We start from the raw sequence: 13,334 nt of genomic DNA on the forward strand, positions 1-13,334 counted from the left end.
GTCGGGTTCGAACCGACGACCCCCGCTTTACAAGTCCGTGGCGGACGATCGCTTGGCCTGCGGAGGACCATCCACAGGTCCCTGACCAGCCAGTTTGGCGTCATGGACTGTCGTCGACTACCCCGGACTATCACTGAGTGATGTGTACGGCACGCGTACTGCCACGGAGCATCTATCGCTCCGGATGAGTTGCTTTTCGACTCGCGTACTCGTAGAGTCGACTCGTCGGCCCCCGGAAATGGGGGCGGCCCCGGCCGGTGCGTCAACACCGGACTCGAGGCCTAGGAACGACCCTTCGAGAGAGGGACGAACCATGAGCATCACCGTACAGCGTGCTGCCCACAAGCTGCTGGCATCTCTGCCCAGCGCACTCCGCATCGGCCGCCAGACGGCCACCCGTGACCGGCACAGCGTTCCGGTCACCGCGCCCCGCACGTGGACCTTCACCGACCGCGACAGCGGCGAGACGCTGACGTTCACCTGCATGGCCGGCTGCACGGACGACCACCGGGAGATCCGCGACGGTGTCGCCGTCGCCGACGACGTGTGGTGCCTGAAGTCCCTGGGCGAGCTCACGCTCCCCATCAACGAGAACGGCGCGCCGGAAGAGCTGTCGGTCCTGCGGGCGTCGATGAACGTCGACCCGTTCGACCGGCGGATCGCGCAGCGCCTCCCGCACATCGACCTCGAGGTCATGGACGGGGCGTTCATCGAGAGCCTCGACCCGGACGGGTTCGCCACGGTCATCAACACCCTCCAGGGCCGTCTCGACGAGATGCGCGCCATGCACGCCGACCTGGTCGCCACCCGCGCCGCGTACATCAAGCAGGCGCAGCGATGAGCGACGAGCGTGACCCCCTGGAGGGGATCCCCGACGCGCTGCTGGACTGGCACAAGGGCGCCCTGGAGGGCGACTTGGCCGTGTGCGCCGCGCCGCAGCCGGGCTACCCCAACTTCCCGTGCATCAACAATCGCGCCTCCCATGCGCGGCACCGGGACGTTCTGGGCCGCACGTGGCCGCTGGACACCGAGGAGCCGCTGTACGTGGCCCGCCGGTCCCCGGTCGTCGACGGCATGGTGACCGTCGAGACCCGCGACCACGGGGCGGTGACGCTGCCGGAGCCGGAGTGGTGCCGCGGCTTCCACACGGAGGGCGGGTACCGCTCGGACATCGAGCACGCCAGCGAGGAGGAGGCGACGGGGATCCCGACGCTCTGCCACGACCTCGTCGACGTCCTCGGGGTGTCCCTGGTGCAGCGCCCGTTCTCCCCGACCGCGCCGCAGGTGCACGCGCTGGTCAAGGTCGACGAGGAGGTCCACGCCCTGAACTCCCGGGGCCTGGACGTCGCCGCGGCCCTGCTGGTCGAGCACGCGGCCACGATGCGCCACCTGGCCCGCAAGCTGGCCGCCCTGGAGGTGCAGCGATGAGTTGGGACATGAAGGCCCGACTGTTCGACGAGGTGTCCTACGGCAAGCTGTGGGACCTCGAGATGGGCCCCGACGGGTACGACGACGCCCCGGACGACTACATCCGGACGCTGCTGCCGGTCCTCACGGACTGGAAGCGGCAGCTGGAGAGGATGCGCGCCGACCTCCGCGAGATGCCGGCGCACAGCGTCTACCGGCCGGGGAACGAGCGGCGACTGCGGGAGGGGTCCGCGGCCTACCAGCGGGCCCTGTTGAAGCTGTCGGAGGCGTGGCTCACGTACTTCTTCTGCTGGCAGGGCTCCGACACCCCGACGTCGCTCATCTTCGACGTGGACGGGGGCGAGTCGTGATCGCGACGACTGTGCGCCGGCCGACGGAGAACGCGGCCTTCGGGCGGGCCTGCAAGGCGACCAAGCCCCTGCCGTCCATCGCGGACGCGTTCGCGTGCCTGGCGGCCTGCGAGGCCCGCGGCGACCTCCAGGGGGCCCGGCTGTGCCGGTTGCTCCTGCAGCGCGTGGCGCGGGACGGGCGGGTGGGGGAATGAGCAAGCGCGGCTTCCTCAAGAACACGCAGACGCGGCGGATGATCCGGGCCTACGTCCTCGAGCGCGACGGCTGGCAGTGCCACTACTGCCGCCGGCCGTTCGCGGCGGAGGCGGACGTCACCCTCGACCACTACATCCCGTGGAGCATCTGGCAGCAGTCCCGGCCGCGAAACCTGGTCGCGGCCTGCCAGCCTTGCAACAACGCGAAGGCGGACGCTCTGCCGCTCACGTTCGCGTGGCTGCTGCTCCGTCTCGCGCCGACGCTCGAGCTCGCCGCGTAGCCGCAGGCCGAATCCCAAAAGGGTCGGTCTGGCGGACGGAAAGTTCCCAGCGTGCGACCCAAGTGTCCCCCCCTCTGGAGGGGGCCACGAATGCCCAGCGTGCATCGCAAATGCCCCTGTCGCCGCAGGTCGTTCCGCAAGTGTTCGGGCCCTCCGTCCCGGGCCGTACCCGCCCCCGCACTCCACCGGGGACGGTGACGGTTCGGGGCGCCCCGAATGCGGCAGTCCCCAATCCCCCCAAGGGCTCGAAGCCCAATTCCCACTTGGCCTCCGAGCCCTTTCCCCCCATGGGGTCGGAGGCCCCCGCAGCCCAATACTCGCTTGGCCTGTAGCGGCCTCCGGTAACACTCCGAAGGAGACGTCACCATGACCCTCTACACCGTCGACAGCGCCCACACCCTCGACCTCCCGCCGGCCCTGGCGCCCACCAACTTGTGGGGCGCCACGGAGCCCGACGACGAGCCGCGCGCCGTCATCACCCTCCAGGTCGCCATGACCCGCGACATGCTCGCCGTCGCCTTCGACCTCATGGGCGGGCACCGCGACGACGAACACCCGGACACGTGGACCGTCGAGGACATCCGCGAGGCCGTCGAGGCAGGCCTCGCCAGCCACAGCTGGACCCTGCTCCAGGACTACGCCCGGGACTTCCCCGACCTCCTCAACGACCTGTCCATCCGAGAGCAGATCCAGGCCGAGTACCGGGCCGTCGACCGCGCCTACCCGCTGTACGCCCCGAAGGAGTCCTGACCGTGAAGACGTACACCGGACCCACCCTTGGCGGAGCCGTCGCGACGATCCAGTGCCCCGACTGGTGCACCACCGATCACGCCTACTGGGACGACACGGCCGACGACTGCCTCCACCAGAGCAAGCTGGTCGAGATCCAGGCGCCCCGGGACCGCGACTCGCGGCGCACGGCGCCCCCGTTCCCGCTCATGGGTGCGGAGATTCGGATGCACTCGACGGAGACGTCCCCCGCCGCGGCCTGCATGTGGGTCCAGTTCTCCGAGGACAAGGCCGACGGCCTCGAGCTGGACACCGCCGGAGTCGACCAGCTGCTCGCCGCCCTCGACACCTACCGAGCCGGCCTGGCCGACCTGCGGCAGAAGCTGGCCGCCGAGGAGAACGAGCGGCGCAAGCGCTGACCTGTACGTTTCGCGGCGCCGCGAAGATCACGTTATGGGCATCCATGAAGTGATCACACAGCGCCCTGTCGCCCGCCCCTGATGCAACCAGGGACGGTAGGCGGGGCGCTTCGGCATGCCCGGCTATGGCCCGTCTAGAGGGCGCCTCGACCCCGGCTATGGCCCGTCTGCGGCTCGCCTCGGGCCGCCAGCTAGACGGGTCCAAGACGGCCCACAGACGGGTACAAACCGGGTGCTATCCAGCTGCTCAGGGCCTGCTCAGTACTGCTCCGCCGCAGGTGGCGGCCGCTCAGGAAACTGCTCAGGCCCTGCTCAGAGCGCGACCTGAGCGGGTCCTGAGCACCCCACTGAGCAGCCCTGACCTGCAGTCGAGCAGCACTGAGCACTTGGCTGAGCACCCGGATTGCCCCGATCTACACCCCAGACGGGCGGCGAGCCCGTCTGGACGTGTCCGGGGCCTGTCCGCCCTGCTGTCCGCCCTGCATACCGGGGCATAGTGGGTGCGCGTCCGGGTGCGCGACCCTGCGTATCGGCAGGTGGCACCCTGCACAGACCCTGCGCGTGCGGCGGGGAGGCTGCGCGTCGGCGCGCAGGGTCCGCCCCGAATACGCACCCCCTGCGCAGGGTCCGCGCAGGGCCGCATACCGGGGCAAGGTGGGGCGTGACAAGCCCGTGACACTGCAGGCCGGGCCCGTGACAGAGCCCGTGACAGAAGGGCTCGACCCCGTGACACGTCAACGCCTTGTCACGGGGTCTGTCACGGGCTCCGCTACCTCCTTCGCCCCGCACGGGCCGCCATAACGGTCGTGTTGACCATGCTCGTGATCTGGCGGTCGGCCCGGGCGTCGACGTAGCCGTGGAACTCCTGCCCGTCCACGACGAGCGTGAGCGAGTCACCGGGCTGGAGCCCGACCGCTCCCCCCTGACTGGCCATGCGGCCCAGGGCGTTGGCCTGGGAGGTCGTAAAGACCGGCTCCGGCCGACCGGTGCCGTTGTAGGCCAGATTGAGGCCGGGCTGGAGATAGCCGCCCGGGGACCCACCACCACACCGTCGCCTCCGCGCGACTCCACGTTGACGCCGCCGATCGTGCCTGCGGTGTGGCCCACCCCCGCGTTGGTGATGCCGATCATGAACGGGCTCTTCCCGCCCAGCACCCATCCGGGCGGGGCCGTCTTGCCGGAGAACGCGCCGGTAGCCCACCTGCGGTGCGGCTTCTGCCCGCGGATCACCGACTCGATTGCCGACATGAACCCGGAGCAGTCCCACGACGGGTTTCCGTTGCCGCCCCACTGGTAGGGGAGCCCGTTCTGCGTGCGGGCCCACGACAGGGCCTTCTGGATCCGGGGCCCGCCGATACCGCCGGCGCCCCGCTTGTCGGCCTCCTTCGAGTAGCCGAAGATCGAGTCGACGATCCTCGTCGGGATCCGGCGGAGCATGCGGCCGAAGTCGGTGTCGGCGCCGGGGAACTGGGCGAGGAGCGGATCCACGACGCTGTTGAGTCCAGCACGTGCCGAGGACGCCATCGTGTCCGTCAGCCAGTCGGCGCTCGACTTGATGCCGTTCCAGGCCGCGCTTCCCGCTCCGGCCACCTTGTCGCCGATCCAGCCGAAGATGCCTCCGTCCGCGTACTTCAGGCTGTGATCGGTGGCGACGGGTGCACTGCCGCCGAGCGCCGGAGCCAGGGCCGCCTTCACGCCGGCCATGCCGCGACTGCGAGCGATGGCGTTCATGCCGTTGACGAACCCGGAGCCGACGGCGCGCGTGAACTCCGGGCGCATGATGGCCTCGCCGCCGGACAGCTCGAGGCCACCGCCGGTCGCACTGTAGAACTTGTGGACGTCCTTCCCCGGCGTGTAGCCGGGAAGGACACCGCCGGTCGCCCAGCCCTCCGTCTTCATCTTCTCGATCTTCGGCGCGCCGAATGCGTCCGCAATGAGATTCCACGTCGGCACGATTCCGCCGTTGTAGACCTTGTCGATGATGAAGCGGACCGGCTTCTTCGCGATGTCGGAGATCTTCGACCAGGCTGTGTCGATGAAACCGCGGGCCGTGTCGAAGCTCTTGCCGACAGAGTCGATACCGCTCTTGATGTTGCTGAAGGCAGGCTTCAGGGCTTTCTCCCACAGCCAGCCGGCCTTGTCGCCGACCCAGCCAAAGACAGGCTTGAGGATGCTGTCCCACACCCACTTCGCCGCATCGCCGATCTGCCGGAAGCCCCTCTTGAAGTTCTCGAATGCGGGCTTGACGCCGTACTCCCACAGCCACTTCGCGGCCGCGGCAATGGCCTGGAACACGGGCGACAGGATGTTCCTCCACAGCCATGTGGCATCCGCCGCGATGCCCTCAAATGCAGGCTTCAGGACGTTCTGCCAAAGCCACTCGGCGACCACGGCCAGCCCCTTGAAGGCGATCACCAGCGGCGCGACGAGGACCGTCAGGATGATGGTCGCCAGCAGGGCGGCAGCGTCACCGATGAAGGTGAACGTGGGCTTCAGGACCGTCTCCCACAGCCACACGGCAGCATCCGCGATCGCCTTGAACGCGACAACGAGCGCCCTGAAGATGGGCTGCAGCACGTTCTCCCAAATCCAGCTGACCGTGGCCTTGATGCCCTCCCACGCGTTCTGGACGACCTGCCGGAATGTCTCCGAGTTCTGGTAGGCGTAAACGATCGCCACAACCAGGGCGATGATCGCCGTGATGATGAGCCCGATCAGATTCGCGCGCATCGCCGTATTCAGCGCCCACACCTGGCCGGTCATGATCGCGGTAACGAGAGTGGCCGCCATGACTGCGGTACGCCAGATACCGAGCGCAATCGCGGCCAGCTTCGCACCGATCGCGATCGAGGCGAACGCGACACCCACCACCGTCAGAACGTTGACGGGGATAGCGGAGACTCCGTCCGCCAGAGCATTCAGGAACGCAGTCGCCGTACCCGCCAGAGGCGCCAGAGCCGCACCGACGTTGAACAGAGCCCCGAACAGGTTGCCCAGCAGCTCGGCAACGAACGGGGCATGCTCCGCGCTGTACGCCAGGAACCGCTCGAACGCGGGCGAGCCCTTCAGTGAAGAGCCCCAGTTCGCGAACCGCTCCGTGATGGTCTGCATCCGACTGGAGATGCCGTCCATGTGCGGGAAGAACGCCTGCAGAACACCGGCCATGCCCTTGAAGATGTTGCCGAAGGCGACGCCCAGGCCCTCGAGCGCAGGCTGCACAGCCCCAGTCAGGTCGGCCTTGAACTCCTTCCACCACGGCGACTTGAAGCCGGCCGACGCACGGTCCTGCAGGTTGCCGATCGCGGTCGCAGCAGCAAGCACGATCGGAGTCAGACCGGGCAGAGAGTTCTTCAGGCCGTCCAGCGCACGCGTGAACAGAGGCATCACGGCCGGCTGCAGGCTCCGCGACCAATCGCCGAACGCGGTCCGCAGACCGGTGAACGCTGTCATCGTCTCCCGGGCCGACGGCGTCAGCTTCGCGAGCGCCGCCTGGTACTTCGCCTGCGCGGTCGCCGCGGCCGACGCGGTAGTCGCCGCCTGGATCTGCGACGACGCGACCTGCCGCTGGGCGGAAGCGATAGAGTCCGCGGCCTGCTGCTGGGCAGTCGCCACACCCTTAACGGCGTCGCCGATGCGCCCCTGCGCCTCCGCGATGTCCCGCGAGTTCTGCACCGCCACACGGGCCTGCTCGGATTGTGCGTCGGTCACCGCCTCCGTGCGGTCCGCGACCTGCTCCTGCGCGTCCTTCAGCCGCTCCTGTGCCGCCCTGACCGTGTCGGAGCCGTCCACGCCGGCCTTGTTCGCGGCGTCGACCTCGGCCGCCAGCCGGGCCTGTTCCTGGCGCTGGTCCCCCAGAGCCTTCACAGCCTGGTCGTAGGCCAGCTGGGCGCGGTCCTGGTCGAGCTGGGACGCCTTCGAGCCCAGCTTCCGAACCGCGGTGAGCTCGGCCTCCGCCTCCTGCACGCGCAGCACCGCGGCCCGCTCGTCGAGGGCGCCGTCCGCCAGGCGCTTGTTCATGTCGCGCAGCTGATCCGCCGCAGACTTCCGGGCCCGGGTTAGATCCTCCTGGGCCCGCACCGCGTCTTCCTGAGCGTCCCTCAGGTCCCGCTCGGCGTCCCGTACCTGCCGGGCCGCGTCCGCCGTCCGCTGGGCCGCCTGCTCGGCCGCCAGGGCAGCCCTCTGGCGGGCCTGAGACACCTGTTCCTGGGCGGCGGCCACCTGCCGGGCCGCGTTGCGCTCCGCGGCTGCGAGTGCCTGCCGGGCCGACGCCTGCTGGATCGCCTTCTGCTGGGCCGCCACAGCTGCGGCGGCCCCAGAGTTCGTCGACGACGTCGCCGCGTCCTGGGCGGCCTTCTGCGCCTGCAGAGCACCCGCGATGTCCTTGATGGCCGGGACGCCGACCAGACCCACGGCGCCGATACCAGCGGCTGCGGCGACACCCGCGGAGGCGATCGCACCCAGGCCCGCCAGAACCACGGGCAGGACCGGGAGGATTGCGGGCCCGAACGCTGCCGCGGCCGTGACCAGCATGCCGAACGAGCGGACCGCCGGATCCACCCGCACATCGATCTCACGGCCGTCGATGGCGTCGATCTCTGTACGCAGTGCGGCCAGCTGCGCTACAGCTGCCGCCGTGTTCACCCGGACCGCGATGTCCGGGCTTGAGGCTCCGAGCCGCTGCAGTTCGCGCTCGACCGCCTCGATCTGGCGGCGGGCCGTCGCCGTGTCCACGTCGATGCCGACGCGCTGCGTAGAGAGCTGGTGCAGCTGCTCGCGCAGAGCCCGGATGTCGGCGTCCGCCTCCGTGGTATCGGCGCCGATGGTGATGTCGGGCAGGGAGCGCACCGCGGCCTCGACGCGGGAGCGGAAACTGCGGCCGAACGCACCGCCCGCATCAGATCCCTGCCGGCCCGCTGCGGTCGCGGCCTGCTGGCCGCCGCGCTGGATACCGTTCCGCATCGCGTCCACCACGTTGACCGTGATGTGACGGCCGATGATGCGGCCCATCTCGCTACCCACGCTGTCCGCGGGCCCAGTCAGACCAGAGCGCAGACGGGCGTAGATGTTCCGTGTGTTCGGGACGACGTCGACCTCGACGGATCCCACAGTGATCGCCATGTCTCCCCCTTTCAGGGAGTCGTGGCGCGGGCCCTTGAAAGGTCAGACGGGTGGTGCGGTGGTCAAGCCCGGGGAGGAGCAGTCGCGGACTCCCACCAAACGGGCGGACTGAGATGAGCCTCCCAGTCACCTCCCTCTAGGTAAGTGCGGCGGGCCACAACCCACTTGATGCGCGCATAGCCGACCTGCGTCGGGTCCTCGGGATCCACAACCCACCAGTCGCCGACGTCGAACACGGCGAGCCGAGGCGGGAAGTTGTCCTGCGCAGGGTCCGGCCGGCGGCGTCTCATGCCACGCGCCGGACACCGTAGGAGCCGCGGACCGCACCGCGGCGCTGGGGACGCTCGTCCTCCTCGCCCGACGGCATCCGCAGCGAGGCCAGTAGCCGGGCCAGGACGAGGGACTGCTGGCGGTGCTCCGTGATGACCGGGTTGGTCACCTCCTCACCCTTGGCGTTCTTCACCGTCAGCCGGCCCCGGGAGGCCTCGAGGGCGAGGCGGTCCAAGAGGTCGGCCGTGCGGCAGGCCTGCAGCAGGAGCAGCTGCTCGTGGACGTCGAGGTCGAACCCGTCAGCCACGGACTCCCACAGTCGGGTACCCGAATCGTCCAGGCCAGCCGGAGTCGGTGTTGCGGCTACAGGTCCTTGACCTGCACTGATGCTCTGGCGAGCCATGAGGGCCCTCCTCCTCTCCCTGACTGGCCGTCAGGGTGTACGGCAAACCCGCAGGTCAGCGGGCTGCATGGGATCGTTTCAGGGGTCACAGACAGTCAGGTGCTATACGGCCCCGATACGGAAGGACCCCCGGAGGGGGGTATCCCCCCACCCCCTGAGGGGCTCCGGTCGGCTGGAGTGAGGAGCCGACCGGAGCCATCGGCGCTGGAGCGGCGGGAGGTAGCACGCGCCGCACCATCGGTCCGCCGCTCGACCATGAGCCATCGAGGGCAGTGCCGTTGACGCCGAGTTCATGGGTCATGCTGCTGCATCACCGTCGAGCGGCTGCTGCGCGAGTCCGTCGACCTGGTGTCGGTGGGCCTCGCCCAGCCCGTCGGGGACGGCGAGCCCGTACCGCATGGCCTGCTGCAGCTTGAAGACTCCGTCGTCGGTGTTGGGGAGTTCCTGCATGGCCTTGAGCGTCTCGGCCTCGACGGGCCGCTCGGCCACGTACTCCTGGACCAGGGCGCCCCAGTGCGGGTCGCCACCCCAGTCCGCGGCGCGGGAGGCGATGGCCTTGGCGAGGATGGTGTCGCCGTCGCGCTCGGCGCGCTGCAGGGCCCGGCGCGCGTCGGCCGGCGACTCGTACTTCGCGGCCCGGTCGTCGGCGTCCCGCTTGGCGATGATGAGCTGCGGGTCGGGGTTGAACCCGGTCGTGCCGAACAGCTTGCGCTCAAGCTTCTGACGCTCCCGGACGACGGCCTTCGTCTCCTGCTCCCTCAGCTCGGCGAGGGCATCCCGGGCTTCGACGTAGGCGCGGGCGAGCATGACGCGCTTGGCGTGCGGGGTCAGGTCCCGCTTGCCGTTGATGCGCTGGGTGGAGTCGGTGAGACGGGCACGGATCTCATCTGCGTTCATGACTGGTCTCCTTCGGTGGCTGCTTCCTGGGCGAGGGCCTGGGCCTCGCCGATGGCGTTCTGGATGGCTTCGGGGGTGACGACGCCGCGGAGCAGTTCGGCCATCGCGAGGATGGCTCCCTCCGCGGTGGCTGCGATCTCCTCGGGCGGCAGGGTGTGCAGGAGGAGGTGGACGGTCATGTCGTCGTCGCGGAGGGCCGCTGAGGTGATGAGCGCGGCCGATCGGATGAACTGGGCGGGTACGGTCACGGCGTCCCTCCGGGACTGTCGGTGAACTGGCGGGCCTGGCCCGGGCATTGGGTGTTGTGCCGGTTGTGGCACTGCTTGAAGCCGCGGCAGAGCTTGGCGCCGCAGCCCTTGGAGCACAGCAGGTAGGTGTTGCGCATGAGGGGCCGCGCGCAGCTGCCGCAGAACCCGAGCCGGATCCCGGCCCGCTTTGCCTTTGCCCGGTGCCGGGCCATGAGCCCGCCGGTACGACGGCCGGCGAGTTCGGCCCGCTGCTCCTTCTTCTGCTGCGCCTTTGCCCTGGCCGCCGCTATCCGGGCCTGCACCTGCTGCTCGACGTGGGAGGTCATAGCGCCACGTACCCCGCAGGCTCGGAGACGTAGATGCCGACGGTCAGCTTCGGCTTCCCGGGGTCGGGGTGGATGTCGCTGAAGCTGCGCCGGTAGTTGCTGGCGACCATCGGCACGCCCCGCCACAGGAAGACCGGCTCGATGTCCGTGCACTCCCGCGATTCCGACCAGTCGTCGCGGCGTACTACGGCCCAGGCGACGAGGGGGAACTTGTGCTGCTCTGCCGTGGTCGCCTTGCCGCCGGGGGGTGTCTCGTAGTGGTGGACGTCGACTCGGAAGCCGGGCGGCGCCGGGACGACGGAGAGGACGGTGTGGTCGAACGGTTTGCTCACTGGGTGACTCCTGGTCTGTGGTTGCTGTCGAAAGGCGGCAGCAGAAGGGGGTCAGTGGGGGGCTCGTCCTGACGGCTGTCTCTCCCTACACACGCTGGGAGGTGACGAGATTGGTGATATTGGTTCTGACCTGCTGTTTTGTCTTGACGAGATTGGTGACGAGATTGAGAGAGGGGGTGACGCGAATGGTGAAATTGGGCTGCCATTCGCGTCACCATTCGCGTCATTCGCGTCACGGGCCTGATCTTGTGGAACCGCAGGTCAGGCCCAATCCCGTCATTGACGTCATTCGCGTCACTGTGTGGTGGGGGGCTTCTCGATGGACCAGATGGCGCGTCGCTCCTTCCCGAAGCCGAAGGATCGGTGGTGGTACCCCAAGCGGCGTTTCGCCCGGTCCATCGAGGAGGCGCTGAACCCCGCTGCCTTGGCGTGGTCCTTGATCTCCTTGGCTTCGGCCTCGCCTCCGAGGTCGGTGAGGTAGCCGCGGAGCCACTCGCATGCCTCGTTGGTCTCCGCCCGGTCCATGTCGGGTACCGACTCGGCTCGCATGACGTCGCGAACCGATGTGGTGATCTCGGGTCCGAGGACGAACCGCGAGACGTAGGACGGGCCCTCGGGGGTGTCGATGGTGACGGCCTGGATTGCGTACTGGTGTGAGGGGAGCCCGAGGCGGCCGAGGTTGTTCTTCTCCAGGCTCATGACGAACCGCTCGTCGCCTTGCTCGTCCTCGTCTTTGGCGAACGCGATGAGCCCGCGGATGAGCTGGCCGAAGGCGCCGGAGCCTGCCACGCGGGCGAGGGGGTCGGTGCCGCCTGCCTTGGTGAAGTGGGCGAGGCCGAGGATGGTGAAGCGGTGGTGGTCTGCTGCGGCGACGAGCGGTTCGAGTGCCTGGCGGACCTCGGCGGCCCGGTAGTCGTTGATGGTCTTGTCGATGTACGACAGCAGCGGGTCCATGACGAGCAGGGCGACGCTGTGCCGTTCGGCTTCCTTGGCGAGCAGGGTTGTGTCGACGGGCAGGCTGAGCCGCGCGTGCAGCTGGTTGTCGTCCATGACGGTGACGTGGAAGACGAGGTCCATGTCCGCGCCGGCGGCGATGAGCCGGGGGGCGATGGTGTACGCCCACGAGTCCTCGGCCGCGCAGTAGATGACGGGGCGGGGCTGGCCGTACATCTCGCCGGGGAGTTCGCCCCGGGTGATCTGTGCGGTCATCCACACGGCGTACTGGGACTTGCCCAGTCCGGGCCCGCCTGCCGCGAGGACGAGCGAGTGGAGAGGGATGCGTCCGTGGGACGTGGGGGTGGCGCCTTCCGGAGTGGTGTCCCACAGCCAGCGGACAGGCCGGATGCGGACGGCCGACGCGGGCCGCAGCAGCAGGCCGCGCGGTTGCGGCTGCTCCGGTACAGCGACGAGCCGCGGCCCGTCGGCGGAGGCGCCTCCTTCCCAGCCCGTAGGCCACATGTCGGGGGTGGTCACGCGGCCTCCAGGTGGCGGACGGGTCGGGGGATGTTGTGGTCGAGGTCGACTTGGCGGCCGTCGAGGTTGTGGCGCCACGTCTCGGTGCCGGGGACCTTGATGGGCGGCCAGCCGGGGGTGGCGATGACGTCGTGGGGGCGCCGGTGCTTGGCGAGCGCGTCGAGTTCGGCGAGGGTGCGCCGGGCCCAGAGCGGTTCGCGGGTGGCGTTGACGTCGCGGAACCACTGCATGAGTGCTTCCTCGTCGCCGTACTTGCGCCAGTTCTCGGCGGCGTCGAGCGCTCCGGCGAGGCGGCGGGGGTCGTCGGGGTGGAGCTGTCTCCACTCCTTGCTGGCGTACTTGGGGAAGTCGGCCGCGAAGTACAGTTGTCGGGCTTCGGCCCACAACTGGACGGCGTCTTCGGCGGGGATGTGCTCGACGTGTTCGGCGAGCACGACCGGCGGGGGGCTGTCGCCGTTGCAGTCGGGGCCGCAGTCGAGCGGGTCGCGGTGTCCGCAGTGCAGCGGCTCACATCGCCCGGCGGCTTCTCGGCGCCGCTGGAGCTGCGCTACGGTGGCAGTGAGCCCGCCCTCAGCGGAGACTTCCTGAAACGCCGCACCTAGCCCGTGCGGCGTTTCTGCGTTCTGCAGGGTCATGCTGCGGCGCCTCCGGTCTGGACGGTCTGCGCCTGCAGCCATGCCTCGATGGCACTGCGCCGGTACTTGATGCGCCCGCCCTTGCCGGGGGTCTGCTTGATGTACTCCGGCCCCTGCCCCATCCACCGCCAGTTCGCGAGCGTGGGCGGGGCGAAGCCGTACTCGGCCTGCACCTGCTTCGGCGTGAGCAGCTGGTCAGTCACTTCTCACCTCGGTTGCGTTGAAATGCGA

Annotated in this window: 16 protein-coding genes; 7 read left to right on the forward strand and 9 right to left on the reverse strand. The window is 69.3% G+C overall.

The annotated features are described in order from the left end of the window. The first annotated feature begins 313 nt into the window (after window positions 1–313). From IF00_RS0129250 to IF00_RS0129280, 7 genes are all read left to right on the forward strand, one after another. Window positions 314–841 (forward strand): DUF6907 domain-containing protein, encoded by a 528-nt coding sequence (locus IF00_RS0129250; protein ID WP_030323162.1) that lies wholly within the window; start codon window positions 314–316, stop codon window positions 839–841. Then, on the forward strand, window positions 838–1,428 hold the full coding sequence (locus tag IF00_RS0129255) for a DUF6907 domain-containing protein (RefSeq protein WP_030323164.1): 591 nt from the start codon (window positions 838–840) through the stop codon (window positions 1,426–1,428). Before IF00_RS0129250 ends, IF00_RS0129255 begins: the two co-directional genes overlap by 4 nt. Continuing rightward, window positions 1,425–1,778: a hypothetical protein gene (locus IF00_RS0129260; RefSeq protein WP_158710532.1), complete on the forward strand. Its 354-nt coding sequence runs from the start codon at window positions 1,425–1,427 to the stop codon at window positions 1,776–1,778. The genes IF00_RS0129255 and IF00_RS0129260 overlap by 4 nt, the downstream gene beginning before the upstream one ends. Next, on the forward strand, window positions 1,775–1,972 hold the full coding sequence (locus IF00_RS45195) for a hypothetical protein (protein ID WP_030323167.1): 198 nt from the start codon (window positions 1,775–1,777) through the stop codon (window positions 1,970–1,972). Before IF00_RS0129260 ends, IF00_RS45195 begins: the two co-directional genes overlap by 4 nt. After that, complete coding sequence (locus IF00_RS0129270; protein WP_037639297.1) at window positions 1,969–2,253, forward strand: HNH endonuclease; 285 nt, start codon at window positions 1,969–1,971, stop codon at window positions 2,251–2,253. Before IF00_RS45195 ends, IF00_RS0129270 begins: the two co-directional genes overlap by 4 nt. Window positions 2,254–2,619: 366 nt before the next feature. After that, entirely contained in the window at window positions 2,620–3,003 is a 384-nt protein-coding gene (locus IF00_RS0129275) for a hypothetical protein (protein WP_030323169.1), read from the forward strand. Window positions 3,004–3,005: 2 nt separating this feature from the next. Further along, a complete protein-coding gene (locus tag IF00_RS0129280; RefSeq protein WP_030323170.1) occupies window positions 3,006–3,401 on the forward strand; it encodes a DUF6907 domain-containing protein in 396 nt (131 codons plus the stop codon). A gap of 312 nt (window positions 3,402–3,713) precedes the next feature. Here the strand turns inward: IF00_RS0129280 and IF00_RS0129285 are convergent, their stop codons facing one another. The 9 genes from IF00_RS0129285 to IF00_RS0129325 all read right to left on the reverse strand — a co-directional run bounded on the left by IF00_RS0129285 (window position 3,714) and on the right by IF00_RS0129325 (window position 13,306). Beyond that, complete coding sequence (locus tag IF00_RS0129285) at window positions 3,714–8,519, reverse strand: hypothetical protein (RefSeq protein WP_051820669.1); 4,806 nt, start codon at window positions 8,517–8,519, stop codon at window positions 3,714–3,716. A gap of 286 nt (window positions 8,520–8,805) precedes the next feature. Then, window positions 8,806–9,096: a hypothetical protein gene (locus tag IF00_RS0129290; protein WP_245234668.1), complete on the reverse strand. Its 291-nt coding sequence runs from the start codon at window positions 9,094–9,096 to the stop codon at window positions 8,806–8,808. 393 nt (window positions 9,097–9,489) lie between these two features. Then, entirely contained in the window at window positions 9,490–10,089 is a 600-nt protein-coding gene (locus IF00_RS0129295) for a hypothetical protein (protein WP_030323174.1), read from the reverse strand. Continuing rightward, entirely contained in the window at window positions 10,086–10,337 is a 252-nt protein-coding gene (locus tag IF00_RS0129300; protein WP_030323176.1) for a hypothetical protein, read from the reverse strand. Before IF00_RS0129300 ends, IF00_RS0129295 begins: the two co-directional genes overlap by 4 nt. Further along, on the reverse strand, window positions 10,334–10,663 hold the full coding sequence (locus tag IF00_RS0129305) for a hypothetical protein (protein WP_030323178.1): 330 nt from the start codon (window positions 10,661–10,663) through the stop codon (window positions 10,334–10,336). Before IF00_RS0129305 ends, IF00_RS0129300 begins: the two co-directional genes overlap by 4 nt. Beyond that, complete coding sequence (locus IF00_RS0129310; RefSeq protein WP_030323179.1) at window positions 10,660–10,995, reverse strand: hypothetical protein; 336 nt, start codon at window positions 10,993–10,995, stop codon at window positions 10,660–10,662. Before IF00_RS0129310 ends, IF00_RS0129305 begins: the two co-directional genes overlap by 4 nt. Window positions 10,996–11,289: 294 nt before the next feature. Beyond that, entirely contained in the window at window positions 11,290–12,468 is a 1,179-nt protein-coding gene (locus IF00_RS0129315; RefSeq protein WP_051820670.1) for an AAA family ATPase, read from the reverse strand. Next, window positions 12,465–13,103: a hypothetical protein gene (locus IF00_RS47160; RefSeq protein WP_245234669.1), complete on the reverse strand. Its 639-nt coding sequence runs from the start codon at window positions 13,101–13,103 to the stop codon at window positions 12,465–12,467. Before IF00_RS47160 ends, IF00_RS0129315 begins: the two co-directional genes overlap by 4 nt. Then, the gene (locus IF00_RS0129325; protein WP_030323185.1) at window positions 13,100–13,306 is read right to left on the reverse strand and encodes a helix-turn-helix transcriptional regulator; all 207 of its coding nucleotides are present in this window, start codon (window positions 13,304–13,306) and stop codon (window positions 13,100–13,102) included. Before IF00_RS0129325 ends, IF00_RS47160 begins: the two co-directional genes overlap by 4 nt. Window positions 13,307–13,334: the final 28 nt, after the last annotated feature.

Source organism: Streptomyces flavochromogenes (assembly GCF_000717595.1).
GTDB lineage: Bacteria > Actinomycetota > Actinomycetes > Streptomycetales > Streptomycetaceae > Streptomyces > Streptomyces flavochromogenes.